Raw genomic sequence first — 23,582 nt, forward strand, 5'->3', positions numbered from 1 at the left:
GGAACGGCCACCAATGACCGTCGGTATCGTCGCCCAGCGGGACAACGACCGGGCGATGGCGCTCGCGAGCACGCTGGCCGACCGACTCCGGGAGGTGTCGGCGCCGGTCGCCGTCGACGAGACGACCGGAGCGGCGCTCACGGACCACGAGGCGTGGGACGCGGCCACGCCGTCGACGCGCCCGGTCGACGAGATGCACGAGTGTACCCTCGTCGTCAGTATCGGCGGCGACGGGACCTTCCTCTATGCCGCCCGCGGTGCGGGGTCGACCCCGATAATGGGCGTCAACCTCGGCGAAGTGGGGTTCCTGAACGCGCTCGCGCCCGAGGAGGCCGTCGAGACGGTCGTCGCAGAGGTCGAACACATCCAGAAGACCGGGAGCGCGCGGACCCGGGCGATGCCCCGGCTGCGGGCCAGCGGCGACGACTGGGAGCTCTCGCCCGCGCTCAACGAGGTGGTGGTGCAGGGGTCACACCGCGGGGACGGCGGCGGTGCCGAGTTCGAGATACGGGTCGACGGGTCGCTGTACACCCGCGGGCACGCCGACGGGGTGCTCGTGGCGACGCCGACCGGCTCTACCGCCTACAACCTGAGCGAGGGCGGGCCGCTGGTCCATCCCGAAGTCGGCGGGCTCGTCATCACCGGGATGGCCCAGGCCGACGGGATGCCGCCGCTCGTGGTCGACGTCGACAGCGACGTGACGGTGTCGCTGTCCGGGACAGAACGCGGCGTCGCCGTCAGCGACGGACGAATCCGCGAGTCGCTGTCGCCACCGGAGACAGTGACGCTGTCGCGGGCAAACGAACCGATACGGCTCGCCGGCCCACCGCTCGATTTCTTCACCGCCCTGCGAAAACTGGGGTAGTTACTGTCGGCCGACCGCGTACAGAATCGGCGCGAGCGCGAGCAGGACCAGCCCGACGAGCTTGTACGCAAACGCCGATGTGAGCAGGCTCCCGGCGTTCGGTTCCATCATCGATGCGGGAATCAGCAGGAGCAAGACACCTATCGAGACGGTGTGTGCCCCCAGCATCTTGAGCGAGCGCGTCGGCAGGATGCCGACTGCACCGAGGACGAACCCGAGCAACAGGACATCACCGATGGTGTAGTTCAGCAGAAAGCTGTCGATGACTTGCAGCGGTGGCGCGAGCATGCCTATGCGGAATCTCGCCGTGACGCAATCTTTAAAGTTCCGTTACGAACCGCAAAGGAGTCGCGGCGACCCCCGAACGCGACCGGGCAAGCGCCGCACGTGCCGCGATCGGTTCCCCTGGGAGCGGAGCTCGCTGTGTCCCCGCGACGGGAAAATGAGCATGACAATTCATGCATTCTACAGCAAATAATTATAAGCACGCAACCAACAGTATACGCTACCGTGTCAGAGTCTACTGCGGACGCAACCGTCCTCGTCGTGGACGACGAGTCCGAGGTCGCAGACGTCTACGCGTTGCGTCTCCGCAACCAGTACGAGACAGAGACAGCCTACGGCGGTGCGGACGCACTCGACAGGATAGACGACAGCGTCGACGTGGTGTTGCTCGACCGACGGATGCCCGACATCGGCGGCGACGAGGTGCTAGCGGAGATACGCGAGCGGGATATCTCGACCCGCGTCATCATGATAACCGCGGTGGACCCGGACTTCGACATCATCGACATGCCCTTCGACGACTATCTGTGCAAACCCGTCGAGAAGGAGGACCTGGTCGCGGCGATCGACCAGCAGCTGGCCGCCCGCCGGTACGACGACCGGCTCGCGGAGTATCTGGAGGTCACGTCGAAGCTCGCGCTGCTGAAAGGCGAAAAGACTGCACAGACCCTCGAAGGCAACGAAGGGGTCGAATCCCTCGAACGGCGGGCCGACACACTGCAGTCGGAGATGGACGACGCCCTCTCCGATTTCGACGACATCGACACCGCCTTCCGCGATATCACCCGCAAACCGAGCTAGCGTTACGTTTTCGGCGTGTACAGCAGGTAGCCGGTGTCCCCGTTCTGGATAGTCCTGAGCCGGAACTGTTCGGTCCCGACCGTCGTCTCACAGTCGACGACCCGGTCGAGGCCGCCTGCCGTGACCGTCTCTGCGTCGATCGTCTCCTCGCCGGCGACGAGGAGCGCCTCCGACAGGGGCGTCCCTTGCAGCCGGTCGGCGGGAACGTCGAACGTCTCGCCGAACGACGTGTTCGCCGCCCTGACGACCGGTCCGTGGCCCTCCGCGGCGTAGTACAGCACGGGGTCCGGGTGGCCGTCGAAGAGGTCGGCCGGCTCCGGCGTCGTCCCGCCCGTGGACTCGACGTCGACGGTCATCGTCTCGTCGGTCCCGTCAGCGTCCCCGTCGGCGCGAAAGAGGCGCGCGACACCGCCGATACCGCCGCCGAGCGCGAGTCCGAGACCGACGACCACCTCGCTGGAGAACGGGAGAGCGATGACGCTGTCGAGCGCGAGCAGGGCGGCAGCGAGCGACATCGCCCCTATCGCGATCCACCCCACGACGGTGAGGAGGCTCCCGAACTGTGGCCCCCCACTGCTCTTCCTGTTCGGTTGCTCGCTCATTCGAGTGGAAATCGTCGGTCCATCTGTTAACCTCTTTCGGGACACGAGCGGGCCGAGAACGTGCCGGTTCGCCGTGGGCTCGGGGCGCCGACGCCCCGTCAGTGAGTAGCTGCAGCCCGACGAGCGTCCCGACGCCGGCTCCGGGATGTTCGGCCAAAAACGGGTGAGACAGTCGGGGCTACGCCGCGTCGTCGGCCGATTCGAAGTTGTCGTCGAAGGCGTACTCGTCGACGTCGAGTTCGTCGCGAACGATGTGCGTCCGGATGTACTCGTCCATCTTCTCCCACACCACCGGTCGCGTGTCGTCGGTTCGAGTCGTCAGTTCGAGGATAGCACCGTCGACCGTCGTGAGCAGGAACCTCGCCGTCTTCTCGGCTTCGACGTCTTCGAACACTCCCTGTTCGATACCCGCCGCGATGATATCGGTGAGATTCTCCACGTACTTCTCGGTCGTCTCGGTGAACTTCTCGGCGAACGCCGGGTCGTGAATCGCCTGGGAACGGAGCTCTATCCAGACGCCCATCCGCTCGACGGAGTCGGGTCGGTCCCGCGCGATGGGGTGGGTACCGAGGGCGAAGTTCAGGAACGCATAGAGGTCCTCGACCGGGTCGCCGGTCGATTCGACCTCGAAACCGCGCCCGAACTGCGCTATCGTGAAATCGGCAAACGACAGCAGGAGGTCCTCTTTGTCGTCGAAGTGGTGGTAGAACGTCGACTTGCTGAGATCGCCCTCGTCGGCGATGCGGGAGATGGAGAGCCCAGCGTACCCGTGTTCGTGCAACGCGTCGTAGGTCGCGTACATAATCGCTTCACGCGTATTGGCGGGCTCCCTGTTGGACGCCGTCCCGTCGCTCATACGGGGCTGGTAGTCCACAGCGGGACAAATAGCTTGTCACAGGACGAGGGAGTCTGTCGCGGGCACCAGCGAGAGCAGTCATGCCGTCCCTTCGAGGTCGTAGAGCCGCCGGAACACCTGCGTCGGGAACCGGGGCTCGACGCGGCTCGGCGGCCGGCCGGTCGTCGAGCCGTCCATTCGGACCCGCTCGACGATACCGTCGTCGGCGAACTCGTACAGGTACCGTTTGACTGTCCCGGCCGAAAGGTCGACGTCCGCGGCGATGGCGGCGGCCGTGTCCTCGACCGACGAGCAGTCGTCCGCCCCGACGTCCAGCAACGCGCGCAGGACCCGCTGGCGGTTCGGGGGAAGCATGAGCACCTGCGCGAGGGGGACACAGGGGCGGGGAATCCCCTCGCACGCGTGGGCGATGTCCTCGTCGTCGATACGGGACCGGCGGCGCTCACTCGCCCGGGTGGCGGCGGCGAACAGCGCGGCCAGCGCGTCGTGGGCGTTCCCGTTCGCCCACGTAGCGATGGTACGGCACCGCTGGTACGTGAGCGCGTGGGCGTCGAGCCCCGACATCACCCGGCTGGAGACGACGTCGGCGAGGGTCTCCGTGTCGTAGGCCGGCATCTCGATGCGTTTCGCGGGCGGGTCCTCGAGGGCGGCCGGGCGGTCGCGGCCGATAGCCAGCAGGGCGAGCGAGTCGCCGAGGCCGTCGAGCCGCTCGGCGAGCGCCGACAGCGCGTAGGTCTCTGCCTCGCCGACGTGGTCGACAGCGACGACGGCGCGGCGGGACGACGGAGCCAGCGCGTCGCGGAGCTGGGTCAGCAGGGTGTCGGTGCGGACCCCCTGTGTCGGGACCGACTCGTCGACGATACCGTCGAGGACGGCGTGGTAGAGGCCGAAGTCGGTCGTGGCCGCCCGCGCGTCGACGTAGACGAACGACTGGGGCGGTTCGCGGTCGGGGCGAGCGCGGGTGGCCGTGTGGACGACAGCGCCCAGCCGTGACGGTCGGGGCTGCAGATGCGCGAACAGCGCGGTGACGACGGCTGACTTGCCGGCCCCGGCGGGGCCCCAGACGTAGGCGTCGGGCGGGAGGTCACCGTCGAGTATCGGGTCCAGATAGTCGAGCAGCGCTTCGAGGGTCGGACCGCGACCGACCGGGTCCGCGACGTGGGCGACCGGGCTGATGGCCTCGTCGTCGAGGACGAGTCCGGCGGCATCGACCTGCCGTCGTGTGATTCTCGCGTCTATATTCATTGGTGCTACGGAGTTGTCGGACTGCCAGGTTCGTACAAAAATGATGTGCCGACCCCTGTCGGATTGGTTAGAAGGGGACGTAGACTCCTCGTACGGTGACACCGGCGACCGTCAGCACGCCGAGGAAGATCGTCACCACGAACAGAGCGAACGCGGGCGGGTCCACGTGCGTGTCACCGTGCGCGTAGAAGACACGCTGGCCCGCTTCGCCGACCAGTCCGCCGAGGACGCCGAAGGCGCCACCGAGCAGGAGGGCGACGAGCTGGGACGTGCCGGTCGGGTCCACGACGAACGCCGCCGCACCGGCGCTGCCGGACAGCGTTATGTGGTGGGTCACCGGGATCTTCTCGACGCCCAGATTGAGGAAGGTAAGGGACGCCGCGGAGATACCGAAGCTGAGGAACATGCTCCCCGTCGTGATGACGAGGAAGCCGCCGAGCAGCCCACCGACGAGGCCGAGCATGGCGACGTTGCCCCACTTGTACTGGTGGGGGAGCCACGGCTCGACGGCCGGGCGCATGACCTCAGTCCCGCCGTCGGCAGCGACTTCCTGACCGTTCTCGAACGGCGTCATGTCGAGGTAGCCGTTTCCGCCGGGCGAGCCGAACAGCGAGTAGCCGAAGACGAGTCGGTGGATGAGCGCCGACGTGAACACCGTGAATCCGACGGTGTCGAACCCCACGACCGGGGCGACGACGTTGGAAGCCAGGATGTTGATGCAGGCACCCATGATACCGAAGACACCACCGACCGCGAGGACGTCGGGGCGCGTACCGAGCGCGTAGGCGATGTCCTTACCGGGGTGGTAGCCACCGTCTTCCTGAGGCGGCATGGCGCCTTCCTTCTTCGCGGCGTAGGCGGCCGCGGCCGCACCGCCGGCGAAGGCGATGTGCGGACCGAAGACCGGGCCGAAACCGACGAGACCGGTCAGACCGGACGCGCCGAGTTCGGCACCGGAGCCCGCACCGGAGAGGCCGATGGCGTTGGCGGCTTCCCCGGCGATGACGGTGAAGCCGGTGAAACAGAAGGCCGGGAGCGCGCCGATGGCCGCACCGAAGCAGCCACCTGCGAAGGCCGCGATGAGCCAGTAGGCGAACTCGACGCCTGTCCGGCCGCCGAGGACGTCGATCTGGAGTAGGACTGGGTCCATACGTTACTCCTCCTGTGCCCAGTCGAGCGATTTCTCGACCGCGTCGTCCCAGCGGCCGTACATGCTGTCCGCTTGCTCTGTGCTCATCTCCGGCGTGAACTCCTGGTCGATCTGCCAGTTGTCGCGCAGCTCGTCGACGGTGTCCCAGTAGCCGACGGCGAGGCCGGCGGCGTAAGCGGAGCCAAGCGCCGTGGTCTCGTCGACCTCCGGTCGCGCGATATCGGTGCCGATGATGTCGGCCTGGAGCTGACAGAGGAAGCTGTTCTTGACCGCGCCGCCGTCGACACGCAGGGTCGTCGTCTCGACGCCCGAATCGGCCTCCATCGCTTCCGCGACGTCGCGGGTCTGGTACGCGATGGATTCGAGGGTCGCACGCACGATGTGTTCCTTGCGGGTGCCGCGGGTCATACCGACGATAGTCCCGCGTGCGCGGCCGTCCCAGTGCGGGGCGCCGAGACCCGTGAAGGCCGGCACCATGTAGACGCCGTCCGTCGAATCGACGGAGCTCGCGAGCTCTGCGGTCTGAGCGGCGTTGTTGATGAGGTCGACGTCTTCGAGCCACTCGATAGCGGCGCCGGTGATGAAGATGGCGCCTTCCAGCGCGTACTGGACGGGCTCGCCGGACATCTGGAACCCGATGGTCGTCAGGAGGCCGTGGTCCGATTCGACCGCCTCGTTGCCGGTGTTCATCAGGTAGAACGAACCGGTGCCGTAGGTGTTCTTCGCGTCGCCCGCGTCGAAACAGGTCTGCCCGAACAGCGCGGCCTGCTGGTCGCCCAGCGCGCCCGCGACGGGCACTTCGGCGCCGAGGAAGCCGTCCGAATCCGTGTGGCCGTACAGGTTCTCGTCGGAGGACGGGCGGACTTCCGGGACCATCGATTTGGGCACGTCGAACTCGTCGAGGAGCTCGTCGTCCCATTCGAGGTCGCGGATGTTGTACAGCATCGTCCGCGACGCGTTCGAGACGTCGGTGATGTGGTTGCCGGTGAGGTTGTATATCACCCAGCTGTCGATGGTCCCCATCATCAGCTCGCCGTTCTCCGCGCGGTCACGGACGGCTTCGCCGCGGGAGGCCTCCATCTTCAGCGGCTCTGCGTTGTCGAGAATCCACTCGGTCTTGGTCGCCGAGAAGTACGCGTCACATTCGAGGCCGGTCTTCTCGCGGATCCACTCGACTTTCCCCTCCTCTTGGATCTCTTCGACGCGGTCCGTCGTTCGGCGGTCCTGCCAGACGAGCGCGTTGTGGACCGGTTTGCCGGTCTCGGCGTCCCAGACGATGGTCGTCTCGCGCTGGTTCGTGATGCCAAGCGCCGCCAGCTGTTCGGCGTCGATGTCGTTCTGGGAGAGTCCCTCCCGAACGACGGCTTTCGTGTTCTCCCAGATCTCCATCGGGTCGTGCTCGACCCAGCCGGGCTCCGGGTAAATCTGTTCGTGCTTCTCGTATGCGTTGGCGACGACCTGACCAGCGTGGTCGAATACCATGAATCGCGTTCCGGTGGTCCCCTGGTCGATCGCGCCAACGTAGGTGTCTGCTGTCATTGTGTCTTCGACTCCGCGCAGACGAACGAACGTTCGTTCGGTATATTAAACTTAGGGTACAATCGTGATAATACCAACCCCTCAGGCCGGGAATCGGGCACGGCGTCGCACTGTACCGGTCCCTGCGACACATTGTGACCGGTGACGGACCCCAGTCGAAGCGGCCTCCGGGGAACCGACCCGTGCCAGTGCGACGGTGGCTGTCACTACCGAAACTGGAACAATCAGGGAGGACGGGCGCTGTCGCACCGATGCGCTGGTAGTGTGAAATCACAAAGCTAATAAACGAATTGCACGTTGGTCGTAACTGACTGAGTAGCCGCTCAAAAGGAGTATCGGGTGGGCCACGGGGGTGTCCACCGGGTACGACGTGTAACCCCCGACACCGCCCTACCCGTCATACATGAATTCACGCACTGTTCCCCTGTTGTTGACTGTCGTAGCGCTCGCAATCGCTGCCGGAAGTGCCGCTGCCGCCATCTCCGGGAGCCCTGATATCAGTGTCTCCCTCGAAGAAGACACCATCGCGGCCGGCGAGGAGACGACACTCGGCGTGGTCCTCGTCAACAGCGGTGATATCGACAGGGGCTCGTCCCAGAACCCGAGCCTGAGCAACGAGGTGACGACCGCCCGCGCGCTGCGGGTCGATGTCAGAGACAGCAACGCCCCGATATCTATCACGACCGGCACGCGGTCGCTCGGGACGGTCTCGACCGGGACGCCCACGACGGCGTCGTTCGACATCAGCGTCGACGAGGACGCCGAACCCGGCACCTATCAGATCCCCGTCGAACTGGAGTACGACTACTACAACTACATCTCGGAGAGCACCGGAACGCGGTCCAAAAGCAGCGTCTCGCGGACGCGTTCCGTCACGGTCACCGTCAGCGACGACGCCACGTTCAGCGTGACGAACGTCTCCTCGAACACGCAGGTCGGCTCCAGCGGGACCGTCGCCGTCACCGTCGAGAACACCGGCCGGACGGCCGCGAACAACAGCGAGATCACGCTCACGAGCCAGAACGGGGAGCTCACGTTCGGCGAGCGGTCCAGAAGCACCCGTTCGGTCGAGTCGTGGGCCCCCGGGGAGCGCCAGACCTTCCGATACGATATCTCCGCGACCGAAGACGCGCAGGCCGAACCCTACCCGTTCAACCTCTCTATCGCGTTCGACAACCCCGACGGCGTCCGCAAGCAATCCACCGGCACGTCCGTCAGTATCAGCCCCGACCCGGAACAGAGCTTCTCGCTGTCGGACGTCGATAGCACGCTTAGAGTCGGTGACGAAGGCATCATCGAAGCGACGGTGACCAACGACGGCCCCCGCGCCGTCAGTAACATCGTCGTGAACTGGGAGAGCGACCACAGTAACCTCTCGCCACAGGAGACGCAGATCGCGGTCGGGAACCTCGAACCCGGCGACTCGGAGCGGGTCAGTTTCACCGTCGAAGCCACCGATAGCGCACAGCAGACCACGAAGCAGTTCGACTTCGTGGCGAGCTTCCGGAACACCAACGGTGACCGCGAGGACAGCGACACCCTCGAAGCCCAGGCCCCGATTAGACCCGATAGGGACGACTTCGCCGTCGACAGCGACAACACGTCCATCGGCGTCGGCCAGTCCGGCAACATCGAGCTTACGGTCACGAACACGCGCAACGTGACGATGACGGACATCACGGCGAAGGTCTTTACCTCCTCGCCCATCAGCGCCGACGACGACGAGGCGATCGTCGACGAACTCGCTCCCGGCGAGTCCGAGACGCTGACGTTCAGCGTCAGCGCCGAGGGCAGCGCGCTGGAGAAGGCCTACCCCATCTCGCTGGACTTCGAGTACCAAGAGCCCGACGGTGACACGAAGCTCTCCGACACCTACCGTGTCGGCATCGACGTCACCACGCCCGACAACGGCGGCGGCAGCCTCCCCCTGACCGCTATCGGCGGCGTGGCGCTCGTCCTCGTGCTGGCCGTCGGTGGGTACATGCGGTTCCGATAGCCACGAATGGGACACCAGCGCTACATCGACTGGGTGAACGACCGAATTACCGGCGCCCCGGGACGGGTCGCCGTGCTGTTTCTGGTGGCCACCGTCGTCTTTACCACCGGTCTCGGTGCGGTCGAGATAGAGTCCGGGTCCGAGGAGTTCATCGAGGACCTGGATTCCTACGAGACGTTTCAGGACATACAGCGGGACTTTGGCCCCGCCTTCGGGGAGTCCACGACGACTACGACGCTGTTGCAAAACGGGGACAACGCGCTCTCGAAGCAGTCGCTGCTCCGTTCGTTGCGCGCACAGGAGCGCATCGCCGACAAACGGGACATGCGCGTCTCGGACACCAGCTCACCGGCGAGTCAGGTAGCCCAGACCATCGACCCGAACGCGACGACCCTCGACGCCCAGATTCGGACCGTCGAAGGGGCGACGGAGAGCGAGATAGCCAGCGCGGTCAGAACCACCGCTGACGAGGATCCGGCCTTTCTGTCCTCGGTGAGCGACGACTTCAACCGCAAGTCAGCGTCGGCCTCGGTGACCGAGGCCACGGTCACGCACGACACCGGTGACATCCCCAACCGGGACGAGCGCGTCAGAGGCATCGTCGATAGCGTCGACGGGGATATCCGCGTCATCGGGAGCCAACCCGACACCATAAGCACCTCCCTCCAGCTCGTCCTCCCGGCCGCGTTCGTGCTCATCGTCCTGTTCCTGATAATCGCCTACCGCGACCTGGTGGACCTCCTGCTGGGCGTCGTCTCCATCGTGATGGCGCTTATCTGGACGTTCGGGTTCATGGGACTGGCCGGCATCCCGTTCAATTTGCTGTTGGTGACGGTCCCGCCGCTGATGATTGCGGTCGGTATCGACTTCGGCATCCACGTCGTCAACCGCTACCGCGAGGCCCGCAAGGAAGGGACAGAGCCCGTTCCAGCGATGGAGCTGACGGGCAGTCAGGTCCTCGTCGCCTTCTTCATCGTCACGGGGACGACCGTCATCGGCTTCCTCTCGAACCTGGTGAGCGCGTTCCCGCCCAACCGCGACTTCGGACTCGTCGCCGCTATCGGCATCGTCTTCACCTTCCTCATCTTCGGGGTCTTCCTGCCGGCAGCCAAGCTGTACATAGACCGACTCCGCGAGCGCTACCCCGTTCCGACCTTCAGTGAGGCGCCGCTCAGCTCCGAGGAGTCCGTCGTCGGGAAAGGGCTCGCCGGCGGCGTCACCATCGCCAAGCGCGTCCCCGTCGTCTTCCTGCTGGTGGTGCTTCTCAGTACGACGGTCGCCGGCGGCTACGCGACCGGCGTCGGGACCGAGTTCGACACTGACGATTTCACGCCGGAGGAGGAGACGCCCGACTATCTCCAGTATCTCGGTCCGCTCGCCCCGCCGGAGTCGTTCGACTACGTGGTAAACCAGAACCTCCGCGAGCGGAACTTCGAGCAGAGCCAGCGAGTGAACATATACGTCGAGAAGAACATGCGACGGGACAGCGCGCTGGAGTCGCTCCACCAGTCCAGTCAGAACCCGCCGGAGACGGTCGAAGCCGATGGACGAGAGCCCGAGGTGACGAGCCTCGTCACGGTGATACGGGACCGGGCCGAACGGGACCCGGAGTTCGCAGCGCTCGTCGCGAGAAACGACCAGGACGGCAACGGAATTCCGGACCAGAACCTCCCGAAGATCTACGACGCCATGGCGGCCTCGGACAGCGGTCAGTTGGAGCAGTTCCTCACCGCTGACCGCCGGAGCACGCAGATAATCTACGAAGTCGACTCCGACGCGTCCAACGCGGCCCTCTCTGCGGACGGGCAGGAGATGGCATCGAAGTACCGCGCGGAGGCCGCCCCGACGGGACGACCGCTCGTCTGGCACGACGCCGGCGACGCCATTCTGGACACGGTCGTCCAGAGCCTGCTGATAACGCTCGTCGGGTCCTCGCTGTTCCTCGTCGCCGTCTACTGGATACTCGAAGGGAAACCGAGCCTCGGTATCGCGAACGTCATCCCCATCGCGGTAGCCGTCGTCGCCCTCGTGGCGACGATGCGGTACGTCGGCATCGACTTCAACGCCCTCAACGGGAGCATGCTCGCGATCACTATCGGGCTGGGGACGGACTACTCCGTCCACGTCGTCCACCGGTTCGCCGACGAGCGCGAGGAGCGGGCGCTCGAACCGGCGCTCCGGCGGACGGTCGTCGGAACGGGTGGCGCCCTGACCGGGAGCATGCTCACCACCGTCGGCGGTATCGGCGTGCTGGTGTTGGCACTCAACCCCGTCATCGGGAACTTCGGACTGCTGACGGCGCTTTCGGTCGTCTACGCCTATCTGGCGTCGATGCTCGTCCTCCCGTCGGTGCTGGTGCTCTGGGACCGGCTCCGGCGGTACGACGGGACCAGTGGCACCGTCGCCGACTCGATTTTCCCGTGGACGGACGAGCCGGGCGTGACCACGGACCAGGGGCTCACCACCACTGCGCCCGGGAGTGACGAGTGAGCGCTGGGCTGCAGCGCGTCTCGGCGGCCGACCGGATAGAGACCACGACACCGATTCGCCGGACTGCACCGTCGTCCCGCTTCGGTCCGGTACCCACAGCGTCCGCGGACAGTAACTACCGACAGCAATGAACTACCAACGATATATCGACTGGGCAGACGACCGCATCGTAAACGACTCCCGAAAGGTCGTCCTCGCTTTCCTCGTCGTGACGCTCGTCTTCGGCGCCGGGCTGGGGAACGTCTCGACGAACGCCGGGACACAGCAGTTCACGACGGGACTGCCCGCCGAAGAGGCCTTCGAGCGGGTCAACACGGAGTTCTCGCCCGCCTTCTCGCCCGACACCGGCAACACCCAGCTCATACAGGAGGGGACGAACGTCCTCTCGAAAGACTCGTTGCTGCGGATGCTTCGGGCACAGGAGCGCCTAGAGGAGCACCGCGACCTCAGAGTGTCGTCGACGTCTAGCGCCGCGAGCATCGTCGCCAGCGAGCTGGACCCCGAAGCGACGACGACCGAGAGCCAGCGGCTGGCCATCGAGGACGCCACCGACAGCGAGATAGACGCAGCGGTCCGCCGGGCCGCCGAGGACCCGCAGTTCACCGGGCTCGTCAGCGAGGACTTCAACCGCAAGTCCGCGTCGGCGTCGGCCACCATCGGCCTCGTCACGCACGAGCTCCCGGCCGGGCTCTCGTCGGGCTCCGGGCAGGGCGGGTCCAGTCCGCTGACCAATATCCAGCGGCAGGCGGAGTTCACCGTCGAGTCGACCGGTCAGGGGTCGATAACGGTGTTCGGCTCGGGCATCCTCGCCGAGGAGTTCTCCAGCGTCCTCTTCGATTCGCTTATTCTCACGGTGCCCGCGGCGCTGCTGTTCATCCTCGTCTTCCTCTCCGTCGCCTACCGCGACCTGGCTGACATGGCCCTCGGACTGGCCGCTCTGTTCATGGCCATCATCTGGACCTTCGGCTTCATGGGACTGGCCGACATCCCGTTCTCGCAGATGCTCATCGCGGTGCCGCCGCTCTTGCTGGCGGTCGGTATCGACTTCGGCATCCACGCCGTCAACCGCTACCGCGAGGAACGGGAGGACGGCGCGGATATCGAGGGGTCGATGCGCGCCACCACCGACCAGTTGCTCGTGGCCTTCGGCATCGTCACCGGCACGACGGTCATCGGCTTCCTCTCGAATCTCTCCAGTTCGCTCCCGCCGATACAGGACTTCGGCTACGTCGCCGCCGTCGGCATCGTCTTCACCTTCCTCATCTTCGGGGTCTTCCTGCCGGCCGCGAAGGTCGAACTCGACCGCCTGCGCGAGCGCTACCCCATCCCGACGTTCAGCCAGCGCCCGCTGGGCTCCGAGGGGTCGAAACTCGGCGGCGTCCTGCGGGGCGGCGTCGTTATCGCCCAGCGCGCGCCCGTCGCCTTTCTACTCCTGGTGCTCGTGGTGAGCGCCGGCGCTGGCGTCTACGCGACCGGCATCTCGACCTCGTTCTCACAGGACGACTTCCTCCCGCCCGAGGACAACCCGGACTGGATCGAGTCCCTACCGGAGCCGTTCGCCCCCAGCGAGTACACCGTCACCGAGACGACGAACTTCCTCGACGAGAAGTTCACGGCCGCACAGGGCAGCCAGGTGACAGTCTACGTCGAGGGGTCGATGCGCAGCGACGGCGCCCTCGAACAGGTCTATCGGGCGGGTGACGACCCGCCGGAGACGTTCGTCCGCGAGGACGGCCGGGCCGACGCGACCTCTATCGTCACCGTCATTCAGGACCGCGCGGACCGCGACGCCGAGTTCCGGGCGCTCGTCGCCCGCAACGACGCCAACGACAACGGCGTCCCGGACGACAACCTCGGTGAGATATACGACTATCTGCTCTCCTCGTCCTCGCGCGGGCAGGCGCTCAACTACATCACCGAGGACTACCGGAGCACCCGGATCGTCTACAGCGTCGAGGGCGACGCCAGCGACAGCGAGGCGAGCGCGGACGCCCGCGAGGTGGCAGACCGGTTCCGCTACGAGGCGACGGCGACGGGTAGCACCGTCGTCTTCCAGGCCGTCTCCGACGTCATCTTCGAGTCAGCTATCGTCTCGCTGGCCATCGCGCTGACCGGCACCGCCCTCTTCCTCGTGTTCATCTACTGGCTCATCGAGGGACGCCCCTCGCTGGGCCTCGTCAACGTCGTTCCGGTCGTCGTCACGGTCACCCTGCTGGCCGGGACGATGCGCTATCTCGACATCCCGCTCAACGCCATCACGGGGACGATGCTCGCGCTCACCATCGGGCTCGGGGTGGACTACTCCGTCCACGTCGTCCACCGCTTCGCCGACGAGCACGCCGAGGCGGAGCTCATACCCGCACTCGACCGCACGGTGCGTGGCACCGGCGGCGCCCTGCTGGGGAGTATGCTCACCACGGTGTTCGGTATCGGCGTGCTCGCACTCGCCGTGTTCCCGGCTATCGGCCAGTTCGGCATCCTGACGGCGCTCTCTATCGTCTATGCCTTCCTGACCTCGCTGCTGGTCCTGCCCCCGGTGCTGGTGGTCTGGTCTCGTGCGACGAACGTCTGGAGCGGCCTCCGGCCCATCAGGCGCCGCCGGACCCTCGCCCCCGACGACGACTAGCCGACCAACCGGGTTCTCTCCACCCGTGCTCGATCCGGTGAGAAACAGCCGGGAAGCCCCGCTGGCAGATTCTGTTGGCGGAGCGGTCGCTGCCTCCTGGGACGGCCGTCGCCGGCGGTCGTGCTCGAACGGAACACGCCGCGGATGCCTTTATCAGACCGCGCGGCTAGTGCCCGATATGACCCACGTCGTCATCATCGGCGCGTACGGGAGCGCCGGCGCGGCCGTCGCCGGCGAGCTCGCGGATGCGGACGGAATCGACCTGACACTCATCGACGACGGGGACCCCGGCGGCGGGCTCTGCATTCTCAAGGGGTGTATGCCCTCGAAAGAGGTGCTGTCGGCCGGCGCCCACCGGTTTCAGGCGCGCCACGACGAGCGGCTGACGGGCGACCCGCCCGACGTGGACCTCGAAACGGTCGTCTCCCGCAAGGACGACCACGTGCTGAACTGGGCGGCCCACCGGCGCGAGTCGGTCCACGAACTGGCCGAGCGCGACGGCGTCGAGTTCGTCCACGCCACCGCCGAGTTCGTCGACGACCGCACCGTCCGGGCGGGCGGGGCGACCTACGACGCGGACTACGTCGTCGTCGCCACCGGTTCGACGGTCTACGTCCCCGAGATACCGGGTATCGAGGACGTGGACTACATGACCAGCGCGGACGTGCTCGACGCCACCGAGCTCCCCGACTCGGGCATCGTGATGGGGTTCGGGTACATCGGGATGGAGCTGGTCCCCTATCTCGCCGAGGCCGGCGGGATGGAGCTCACCGTCGTCGAACACGACGACCGTCCTATCGACGAGGCCGACCCCGCCTTCGGCGACGCGGCCCGGGAGCTCTACGAGGACAACTGGGACGTGGAGATACCCACGAACTGTTACGAGCGTGCGCTGGAACCGACCGACGACGGCGGGGTGCGGCTGTACGTGGAGTTCGACGACGGGAGCGAGGAGCGCTACGAGGCCGACCAGCTGTTCTGTTTCACCGGTCGGCGGCCCACCCTCGACGGGCTCGGGCTGGACCGCACCGCGATATCTACCGAGGGCAAGTGGGTCCGGGACACCATGCAGACCGTCGACGCCCCCCACGTCTACGCCGTCGGCGACGTCAACGGCCACGAGCCGATTCTCCACGTCGCCAAGGAGCAGGGGTTCACCGCGGCCGAGAACATCCGTCGCCAGGAGTCCGGCGCGCCACCACAGCCCTACGAGAACGTCCACCACCACGTCATCTTCTCTGGGCTGGGCGTCTACCCGTTCGCCCGCGTGGGCCACAGCGAGCACAGCGCCCGCGAGGCCGGCTATAACGTGGTCACCGCGACCCGGCAGGCCAGCGACGACGGCGTGTTCAAGTCGAAGGACGTGCCCGAGGGACTGGCGAAGCTCGTCGTCGACGCCGACGACGGCACCGTACTCGGGTGGCAGGGGCTGCATTACCACGCCGACAGCTTCGCGAAGACGCTCCAGATTATCGTCGAGCTCGGCCTCGACGTGCGGGAGATTCCCGACCGCGCGTACCACCCGACGCTCCCGGAGAACCTCGACGGGCTGGTCCGGGACTGCGTCGCACAGCTGGACGCCTGAGCGGCGTCACTGCTTGGGCATCGAGGGGTACCGGTCCAGCTCTACGAAGTCGGAGTTGCCACAGGCCCGGCAGTCCGTCGGCGGTTCGTACGTGTGGTCCGGCGGCTCGCCGTTGACGACGCCGGCGACGATGTTGTTACAGTTGTCACAGACGTACTCCTTCGGTCGCTCTGGCAGGTGTGCCATATCCTGTTGTTGGAATTACACGTTCATAAGCATGGGCCCCGGAGCGGCGGCAGTGAGCCGCTGGGGAGACAGGCGCGTGTGGCGGCTGGCGGGGCGTGAAACGTCGAACTGCCGGGGTCAGCGGTCGACGGACGGGCCGATGACCTCGAAACGCGCACCGCCCGACTCGCTCTCCGTGACGACCACGTCCCAGCCGTGTGCGTCGAGAATCTCGGCGACGATACGGAGGCCGAAGCCGGTGCCGTCCTCGCTGGTCGTGTAGCCGCTCTCGAACACCTGCTCGCGCTCAGCTTCGGGGATACCCGGGCCGTCGTCGGCGACGTAGAACCCCTCGTCGGCCGGTAACAGCCCCACGTCGACGGTGACGCTGTCGCCGCCGTGTTCCACGGCGTTGCGCAGGAGGTTCTCGAACAGCTGCTGGAACGAGACCGGGTCGCCGTGGACCGAGGCAGTCCCGTCGTGGACACGCACGGTCGCGGCGGCGGTGCCGGTCGCCTCCCAGGCCTCCCCGACGACGTCTTGCAGCACGTGCGGTTCCGGTGTCACCGTCTGTTCGCCCGTCCGCGAGAGCACCAGCAGGTCCTCGATGAGGTCCTCCATACGCTCCAAGGCCGCTTCGAGCGTGTCCACGTGGTCCGGGTCGCCCTCGTACTGCTCCCGCACGATGTCGAGTCGCCCCAGCGCGACGGTCAGCGGGTTCCGCAGGTCGTGGCTCACCAGGCTGGCGAAGTCCTCCAGCCGGTTGCGTTCGCGGGTGAGCTGTGCGGCGCGGCGCTCGCGTTCCTGTTCGTAGCTGACCCAGCTTCCCAGCAGGTCGACCAGCGTCACCTCCCACTCCGAAAAGGCGTCGCTCCGGGGCTCCGTGTCGTAGAAACAGAACGTGCCGTCGACGTCGCCGTCGACCCACACCGGCGTCCCGAGGTAACAGGAGATACCCATCTCGGTGAAGCCGGCCCGGTCGGTCAGCTCCGGCGCCTCCGCGCCGACGTCGCTGAGGACGAGGGTCCGCTCGTCGACCACCGCCCGCTCGCAGTTGGTCGCCCCAAGCGGGACGACGTCGCCCTGACTCACCTCGCCCGAGGGGTCGTGGATGATCTCGAAGACGTACTCGTTCCCGTCGACTTTCGAGAGGGCGGCACAGTCAGTGCCGAGCACGTCCCGGCCGAGCCCGAGCAACGCGTCTATCTTCTCCTCGAAGCCGCGGTCCTTGTCCGAAGTTATCCGGTACACCTCCCTGAGAACCCGGTCGCGCTCGACCAGCGCCGTCTCGCGCTCCTTGCGTTCTGTCACGTCCTGAAAGTACACCGACAGCCCGGTCGGCGACGGGTAGGCCCGTACCTCGAACCAGGTGTCGAGGGGGGCGTAATGGGCCTCGAAGAAGGTCGGTTCCTGTTCGTCCATCGCGCGGTGGTAGGCGTCGTAGAACTGGGTGTCGACGGCGGAGGGGAGGACCTCCCAGATAGACCGCCCGACGAACTCGCTGGCCGAGCGGTCCTCGCCGACGGCGTCGGCGATGACAGCGCGTCCCTGCTCGTTGAGATACGTGAACTCCCAGTCGGCGTCGACGGCGAAGAACGCGTCGGTCATGCGACCGAGGATAGCCCGCCGCTGGGCGTGGTCCGCCAGCGCTGCCGCGAGCCGGTCGGGCAGCGCCGCGGTCCGCGTCTTGGGCAGATAGTCCGTCACACCGGCCCCGACGGCGTCGCTCGCGAGCCCCTCGTCGCCCGAATCGGTCAGCAACACGAACGGGAGGTCCGGCCACCGGTCCCGGACCGCCCGGAGGAGCTCGATACCGGTCCCCTCGGGCAGCGCGTGCTCGCTGACGATACAGTCGACGGGCTCGCTCTCGACCGCTGCCAGCGCGTCGTCGACGGTCCGAGCGGTCCGGAGTTCGTACCCGGCGTCTGCGGCCCGCAGGGTCTCGACGGTAGTCCTGTCCGTATCGACGACGAGAACGCGGGCGCGTTCCTCCGTGGCAGTGAGCGGTCGCCCCCCGACGACCACGGGGTTTTCCATGTTCAATCATGCGTTCGCTACCCTAAATCACTGTTGTGCCGTCGCGACTCCGGGCTACTCGTCTGTGAGCGCTCGGGACCGTCACTCCGGCGCGCGTTCGGCAAGCACCGGAATCTCTCGGAGCCGCTCCGTGTCGAGCGCGTCCCAGTCGATACCGTCGGGTCGCGGATAGGGCGTCCCGGTCTCGACGGTCCGTTCCGGTGTGACGACGGCGTCCATCGGCACGTCGTGGGCGTCGACCGGGACGGTCGCCCCCGGAACGGCGCTCTCGGGGCCGTCGACCACCTGCAGTTCGTGGACCGTCGTCACCACCGGCGTCGACTCGTCGACCAGTCCCAGCTCACGCAGGACAGCGTACTCCATGTCGCTGTACCCCTCGCCCTTGCCGATTCGGGCGCCGTCCTCGGTGACGGCGACCGACCCCGAGACCACGAGGTCGATGCCGTCGACGGCTTCTGGTGCCACCTGCCGAGCGTGGTCCGCGACGTTCGACACGGCGGGGGCCGCGTCGAGGTCGTCGAGTTCGGCCGGGTCGAGTTCGTAGAAACAGCGCCGGTCACGCAGGCGCGGGACGGCCATGTAGACGGTCTTGCCGGCACGCAGCGCGGCCCGGCGCAGCGGGAGCTGCGGCGAGTCAGGGTTCGCTTTCACCGTCTCGGCGCGGGCCCACAGCTCGGTGTCGGTGACGCGCTCGGCGGCGTCGGCGGCGCCCGCGAAGTTGGGAATCCGGTCGTGGGGCGGGAACGGAAACCGGGCGACGCCGTCGGCGTCCAGCCGGTCCCACACCCGCTCGCGGATGGCTCCTTTCTCCATACCGCGGCCTCGGGGGCCAGCCACACGAGTCTCCCGGTTCCGCCGGCGCCCCACCGACTATCAACGGCTTGGAGCTGCCACGCTCGCGGCTACGACCGAGGCGACACAGCAAGAGATATGGTACGCAGGCGGGGCGTCGTAGTGGCGGCCGTCGCAGCGGGGCTGCTCCTGCTCGGTGCGGCCGTCTACGGGCTGGCAGTCGTCGACAGGCCGCGGGTACAGTCGGTCGACAACAGCTGGGGCACTGTCACCGCGGAGCGGACCGAGGTCGTAAGCGACATCCGCGTCGACAACCCCTTGCTCCTCCGACTCGGCGACGGCGTCGCGGACGTGCGCTACAACGTGACGCTGAACGGTGTCCGGATGGCGTCGGGGGTCGAGCGCGGCGTCCGACTCGGCGGCTCGGACGACGTGGTCACCGTGCGGACGTGGCTGGACAACGACAAGATACAGCCGTGGTGGGTCAGCCACGTGAACCGCAACGAGACGACGACAGTTCGAGTCGACCCCGAGGTCAGGGTCGATTACGCCGGCGTCGACCTCCCCGCCGAGGAGGCGACCCGGACCCGGACGGTCCGGACGGACCTGCTCGAACCGCTGAACACCGAGCGCAACCGCAGCGTCGCGGTGTTCGGGCGGACAGCGCTGGTGGTCGAGGAGACGAGCGCGCGGTGGGGGGAGGCGACGCGGGCCCGGACTCCGATACGAGCGTCGACCACGGTGACCAACGAGCTCCCCGTCGCGGTCCCGCTGACCGACGTGCGGTACACGATTCGGATGAACGGTATCGTCGTCGGCCGTGGGACCGCCGCGGGACGGACCGTGATTCCCGCGGAGAGCACGCGACAGGTCGCCCTCCGCGCGGACATCGACAACTCGAAGCTCGACGAGTGGTGGGTCACCCACCGCCGGCGCAACGGTAGCTCGCGGCTCTCGGTCGCGTTCGACGCGACGGTCGGGTACCGCGATGTCGACCGGCGTGTCACGCTGGACGGGCTCACCTACAACCGGACCTTCCGGACGGACATCTTCGACGAGGAATCGAACGGGTCGGCGACCCCCGGCACGCCCGCTGTGAGAGGGTCGCCCGCCCGCGCCTCGCGCGGGGCGACCTGATGGCCAGCGGAGACGGCGGGTCCGGCGAGGAGCCGGCGCTCGTCGCCGCCGAGTGCGAGGGAGCTGCCGACCTGTGGGTCGACGTCGGGGTGCTCGTCGCACACGAACCCGCTGACCCCGACCGCCTGCGGTCGTTCGCGAGCCGGGCCGCCGCGGACGCCGTCGACGAGCTGGCGTCGGCGACCGACGTGGGCTGGCGCTTCTTTCTCGAATCGCCGCGTCGCCTGCCGGACAGCGAGCGCCGGCGGCCCTCCGAGTTCCTCGACAGCGCCACCCACGAGATGGTCGAGGGGCCCTACGACATGGTGCTGGTGGTGACCGACGTGGCGCTGGTCTCCAGCCGACAGCGGTTCGTCCCCGGGCTCGCCTCGCCCCTCGCACGGGTGGCCGTTCTCTCGACCCGGAACCTCAGGCGCGCGCCGCGGGGCGAGCCGACGCGTTCGTTCGGCGACGGGGCCGTCCGCTGGAACGGCGCGACGCTGCTGGTCCACCTCCTCGGACACGTGCTGGGCGCTCGACACCGGGACGCCGACGGCGGCGTCATGGAGCCCTTCGAGTTCGTGCCCGACCGACAGTCGGTCCCGCCGATGGACGCCGACGTGGCGGCGTACCTCCGCCGAATCGCGGGCGAGATACCCGCCGAGGAGGGTCGCCCGCGCGGGCCGGTCGGTCGGCTCGCCTTCCACGTGCGGAGCGCGGCCCGGAACCCCGGGCGGGTGCTCCGGGCGCTCGTCAACAGCCGCGCTCCCCTGCTGCCGCTGTCACTGCCGAAGCTCTCGACCGCGGCGCTGACACCGACTCTCGTCATCGTCTTCAGCGCCGAGTCGTGGGACGTGGGGTTCAACATCGACAACGCGACGGTAGCGCTGTTCGCGGTCGCGAGCGTGCTCGTCGCCGCGGGCTACCTCTTTTTCGCACAGAACCTCTCCTTTCCGCGCAAGCGCCACCGCCTCGTTACCGAACACACGGCGCTGGTCAACGTCACCGTCCTGCTGGTGCTCGTGCTGGCGATGGGCGGCCTCTTCACCCTCGTCTGGGGCGTGATGCTCGTCATCGAACTGGTCGTCTTCCCGCCGAACCTGATGTCGAACTGGCCGAGCCTCGAAGACCCCGCGGTGGGCTTTCTCGACCTCGTCCGGACGGGGGCGTTCATCAGCACTATCGGCGTGCTCTCGGGCGCGCTCGCGGGCGGGCTGGAGAGCCGGACCATCGTCAGCCACCTGACGCTGTTTCTGGACCGGCCCTGAGCGCCCTCGCGTCGCCGCGGCGTGAGCGGAGAACAGACCGGCCCGGGCACGCGCCGGCCGTACGCCTAAGAGGGCACGTCGCAAACGACGCATACGTGTGAACTGTCCAACAGTACTGCGGCGGCCTGAACGACGCGTCGGGAGGACGCATGTCTGAGACAGTCCGGACTGAGAGCGAGGTCCAAGACAGCGGCGGAGTCGCTGATCGAGCGCTCCACTGGTTCGTCCTCGGCGGGAATCGGTTGGCCGTGGCGCTGTTGCTGGTCGCCGGGGTCGTGGCCCTCCTCTACGTCGCGGCCCGGGTCGGACTGCTGGCCGTCGGCCCACAGAGTATCGCCGCGACGGCCTTCGCGAGCGGCTTCATCTCCGGGACGGTGACGCTCGTGACCATCGCGCTCTCCATCAACCAGCTCATCCTCTCGCGGGTGTTTGGCTCCCCCAGTGGCCTCTCCCAGAAGCTCCAGGGGACCCGTGACCTCCGCGAGCGGGTCCGTACCCACGCCGGCGAGCCCGCCGTCCCGAACGACCCAGCGGCGTTTCTCGGCCTCGTGGCGGCGACGCTCAGCGAGCGAGCGAACCGGCTCCACGCCGCCTGTGGGGACGCCGACGACGACCTCCGTCGGGCGGTCGCGGACTACGCCGACGGCATCGTCGCCTACGGGGACGCCATCACGGCGAACGTCGATAGCCAGACGCCCATCGTGAACGTCCTCGACGTCGTTCTGGGCACCGAGTACGCCCGGAACATGACCGCGACGGTGCACCTCCGGAACAGCTACGACGACCGGCTGCCCGAGGCCGCGGCCGACGAACTCGACGCCATCGACGACCTGCTGGAGGCGGTCGCGGTCACGCGGCAGTTCTTCAAGACGCTCTCGCTGCAGCAGGACTTCGCGCGGCTCTCGCGGGTCGTCGCCTACACGGGCCTGATCGCGCTCGTCGCGAGCGTCGTACTGGCGTTGCTCTACCGCACGAACGGAGCCACGATACCGACGGCCCTGCTCCCCGCGGTCGTCAGTCTCGGCATCGGCGTCATCGTGACGCCGCTGTGTATCTTCATCGCGTACGTGTTCCGGGCCGCGACCGTGGCCCGCCACACCGTCTCCGTGGGGCCGTTCGTCCCGCCGGAAGAGGCCGGAGACAACTGATGACGGGCCGTCAGAGCTCCTGTGAGGCCGTGGTAAAGGGCGTGACGGCGACGGTCCGCCGTGCCACCGCCGCGATTCGCAACACGAACGAGAACACGACGGCCAGCGGCGCCAGAGCGACGGTCACCGAGAGGTCGGTCACGACGGTGAGTATCCCCGTGGAGAACAGCATCCCAGAGGACGCGGCGAACAGCTTGAGCATCACGATGCTGACGAACACCGCCGGGACGCCGACGAAGAGCAGTCGCCGGGAGAGCTGTGACAGCTCGTCCTGCATGTACAGCGTCTTGAGGTACTGGCGAGCGACGTCTATCTGCTGGAGCAAGACGACGAGCTGGTCCAGGGCGTCGTCCTGAGCCTCGGTCAGCTCGTCGGCGTGCTGGTGCTGGAGCTCGCGAGCGCGGTAGATGTGCTGGGAGTAGTTCGTCGTCAGCGTCGCCGACAGCGCGCTGAAGATGCCGGAGTTCGACTCCTGTAGCAACTCGTCGACGTAGTCGATGTGACCGGTGAGGTCCTCGACCAGTTCCGCGACGAGTTCCCCCGCGTCCTCGTCGTCGATAGCCGCCGATTCGTGCTCCAGTCGGCCCAGCGACTCCCGCGTCGCCCGCAACAGGAGGTGGAGAAACTCCGTCGGCGTCACCGGCGCCACGTCGTCCTCCGGCAGCGACTCGATGACGGACTCGCGGTACTCGTTGGTCTCGGCTATCTGGGTGCGGAGTTCGCCCGGCGTCGAGAGCTGCCGGGAGACGACCAGCTGGTTGATAGAGACGATGATAGTGATCAGCGTGAAGTTGCCACCGGTCAGCGCGCTGAACAGGTACAGGAGCGGCGCCCGGTCGACCGAGCGGAACCCGCCCACAACCTCCAACGCGATGAAGAACCCGAGCGCGAGCACCAACAGCAGGCCCGCGAGCACCAGCCGGTCGCCGAGGACGAGAAACCGCTGGACGTGCCGGTCGTACGGTCCAGTCGTCGCTCCGTCCAGAATCTGCGTGCCGATATCCTCGTCCATCGGA

The 23,582-nt window shown here is 67.3% G+C and carries 19 protein-coding genes; 9 read left to right on the forward strand and 10 right to left on the reverse strand.

Annotated elements, in window-relative coordinates; all coding sequences use genetic code 11:
* The first annotated feature begins 13 nt into the window (after nt 1-13).
* Entirely contained in the window at nt 14-865 is an 852-nt protein-coding gene (locus NDI56_RS09965) for an NAD(+)/NADH kinase (RefSeq protein WP_310919342.1), read from the forward strand.
* On the opposite strand, the gene NDI56_RS09970 is transcribed toward NDI56_RS09965, so the two are convergent.
* Nucleotides 866-1,153, reverse strand: a complete 288-nt coding sequence (locus tag NDI56_RS09970) for a DUF8006 family protein (RefSeq protein ID WP_310919343.1) — start codon at nt 1,151-1,153, stop codon at nt 866-868.
* Nucleotides 1,154-1,375: 222 nt separating this feature from the next.
* On the opposite strand from NDI56_RS09970, the gene NDI56_RS09975 reads away from it, so the two are divergent.
* Nucleotides 1,376-1,951 (forward strand): response regulator, encoded by a 576-nt coding sequence (locus tag NDI56_RS09975; protein WP_310919344.1) that lies wholly within the window; start codon nt 1,376-1,378, stop codon nt 1,949-1,951.
* Between the two features lie 2 nt (nt 1,952-1,953).
* Here the strand turns inward: NDI56_RS09975 and NDI56_RS09980 are convergent, their stop codons facing one another.
* The 5 genes from NDI56_RS09980 to glpK all read right to left on the reverse strand — a co-directional run bounded on the left by NDI56_RS09980 (nt 1,954) and on the right by glpK (nt 7,343).
* The gene (locus NDI56_RS09980) at nt 1,954-2,553 is read right to left on the reverse strand and encodes a nitrogen regulation protein NR(II) (RefSeq protein WP_310919346.1); all 600 of its coding nucleotides are present in this window, start codon (nt 2,551-2,553) and stop codon (nt 1,954-1,956) included.
* Nucleotides 2,554-2,731: 178 nt separating this feature from the next.
* Nucleotides 2,732-3,409 carry a TetR/AcrR family transcriptional regulator gene (locus NDI56_RS09985; RefSeq protein WP_310919347.1) on the reverse strand — a complete coding sequence of 226 codons (678 nt, stop codon included), beginning with the start codon at nt 3,407-3,409 and terminating at the stop codon, nt 2,732-2,734.
* Between the two features lie 78 nt (nt 3,410-3,487).
* Nucleotides 3,488-4,654 (reverse strand): AAA family ATPase, encoded by a 1,167-nt coding sequence (locus NDI56_RS09990; protein ID WP_310919348.1) that lies wholly within the window; start codon nt 4,652-4,654, stop codon nt 3,488-3,490.
* A 67-nt stretch (nt 4,655-4,721) separates the two neighbouring features.
* Nucleotides 4,722-5,804 carry a DUF7973 family transport facilitator gene (locus NDI56_RS09995; RefSeq protein WP_310919349.1) on the reverse strand — a complete coding sequence of 361 codons (1,083 nt, stop codon included), beginning with the start codon at nt 5,802-5,804 and terminating at the stop codon, nt 4,722-4,724.
* A 3-nt stretch (nt 5,805-5,807) separates the two neighbouring features.
* The gene (gene glpK, locus NDI56_RS10000; protein WP_310919350.1) at nt 5,808-7,343 is read right to left on the reverse strand and encodes a glycerol kinase GlpK; all 1,536 of its coding nucleotides are present in this window, start codon (nt 7,341-7,343) and stop codon (nt 5,808-5,810) included.
* 403 nt (nt 7,344-7,746) lie between these two features.
* On the opposite strand from glpK, the gene NDI56_RS10005 reads away from it, so the two are divergent.
* The 4 genes from NDI56_RS10005 to NDI56_RS10020 all read left to right on the forward strand — a co-directional run bounded on the left by NDI56_RS10005 (nt 7,747) and on the right by NDI56_RS10020 (nt 16,040).
* Complete coding sequence (locus tag NDI56_RS10005; protein WP_310919351.1) at nt 7,747-9,339, forward strand: COG1361 S-layer family protein; 1,593 nt, start codon at nt 7,747-7,749, stop codon at nt 9,337-9,339.
* Between the two features lie 6 nt (nt 9,340-9,345).
* The gene (locus NDI56_RS10010) at nt 9,346-11,829 is read left to right on the forward strand and encodes an efflux RND transporter permease subunit (protein ID WP_310919352.1); all 2,484 of its coding nucleotides are present in this window, start codon (nt 9,346-9,348) and stop codon (nt 11,827-11,829) included.
* A gap of 127 nt (nt 11,830-11,956) precedes the next feature.
* The gene (locus NDI56_RS10015) at nt 11,957-14,455 is read left to right on the forward strand and encodes an efflux RND transporter permease subunit (RefSeq protein WP_310919353.1); all 2,499 of its coding nucleotides are present in this window, start codon (nt 11,957-11,959) and stop codon (nt 14,453-14,455) included.
* Between the two features lie 178 nt (nt 14,456-14,633).
* Nucleotides 14,634-16,040: a dihydrolipoyl dehydrogenase family protein gene (locus NDI56_RS10020; RefSeq protein ID WP_310919354.1), complete on the forward strand. Its 1,407-nt coding sequence runs from the start codon at nt 14,634-14,636 to the stop codon at nt 16,038-16,040.
* Between the two features lie 6 nt (nt 16,041-16,046).
* On the opposite strand, the gene NDI56_RS10025 is transcribed toward NDI56_RS10020, so the two are convergent.
* The 3 genes from NDI56_RS10025 to NDI56_RS10035 all read right to left on the reverse strand — a co-directional run bounded on the left by NDI56_RS10025 (nt 16,047) and on the right by NDI56_RS10035 (nt 19,055).
* The gene (locus NDI56_RS10025) at nt 16,047-16,226 is read right to left on the reverse strand and encodes a hypothetical protein (protein WP_310919355.1); all 180 of its coding nucleotides are present in this window, start codon (nt 16,224-16,226) and stop codon (nt 16,047-16,049) included.
* Nucleotides 16,227-16,343: 117 nt separating this feature from the next.
* Nucleotides 16,344-18,242: an ATP-binding protein gene (locus tag NDI56_RS10030; protein WP_310919356.1), complete on the reverse strand. Its 1,899-nt coding sequence runs from the start codon at nt 18,240-18,242 to the stop codon at nt 16,344-16,346.
* Between the two features lie 81 nt (nt 18,243-18,323).
* Nucleotides 18,324-19,055, reverse strand: a complete 732-nt coding sequence (locus tag NDI56_RS10035; RefSeq protein WP_310919357.1) for a 5-formyltetrahydrofolate cyclo-ligase — start codon at nt 19,053-19,055, stop codon at nt 18,324-18,326.
* A gap of 117 nt (nt 19,056-19,172) precedes the next feature.
* Between NDI56_RS10035 and NDI56_RS10040 the strand changes: the two genes are divergently transcribed.
* From NDI56_RS10040 to NDI56_RS10050, 3 genes are all read left to right on the forward strand, one after another.
* On the forward strand, nt 19,173-20,171 hold the full coding sequence (locus NDI56_RS10040; RefSeq protein WP_310919358.1) for an LEA/WHy family protein: 999 nt from the start codon (nt 19,173-19,175) through the stop codon (nt 20,169-20,171).
* Complete coding sequence (locus tag NDI56_RS10045; protein WP_310919359.1) at nt 20,171-21,418, forward strand: hypothetical protein; 1,248 nt, start codon at nt 20,171-20,173, stop codon at nt 21,416-21,418. Before NDI56_RS10040 ends, NDI56_RS10045 begins: the two co-directional genes overlap by 1 nt.
* Before the next feature lie 149 nt (nt 21,419-21,567).
* Nucleotides 21,568-22,566 (forward strand): DUF7972 family membrane protein, encoded by a 999-nt coding sequence (locus NDI56_RS10050; protein ID WP_310919360.1) that lies wholly within the window; start codon nt 21,568-21,570, stop codon nt 22,564-22,566.
* 10 nt (nt 22,567-22,576) lie between these two features.
* Here the strand turns inward: NDI56_RS10050 and NDI56_RS10055 are convergent, their stop codons facing one another.
* A complete protein-coding gene (locus NDI56_RS10055) occupies nt 22,577-23,578 on the reverse strand; it encodes a DUF7972 family membrane protein (RefSeq protein ID WP_310919362.1) in 1,002 nt (333 codons plus the stop codon).
* Nucleotides 23,579-23,582: the final 4 nt, after the last annotated feature.

The sequence above is a fragment of the Halomicroarcula saliterrae genome (assembly GCF_031624395.1).
In the GTDB taxonomy this organism is placed as follows: domain Archaea; phylum Halobacteriota; class Halobacteria; order Halobacteriales; family Haloarculaceae; genus Haloarcula; species Haloarcula saliterrae.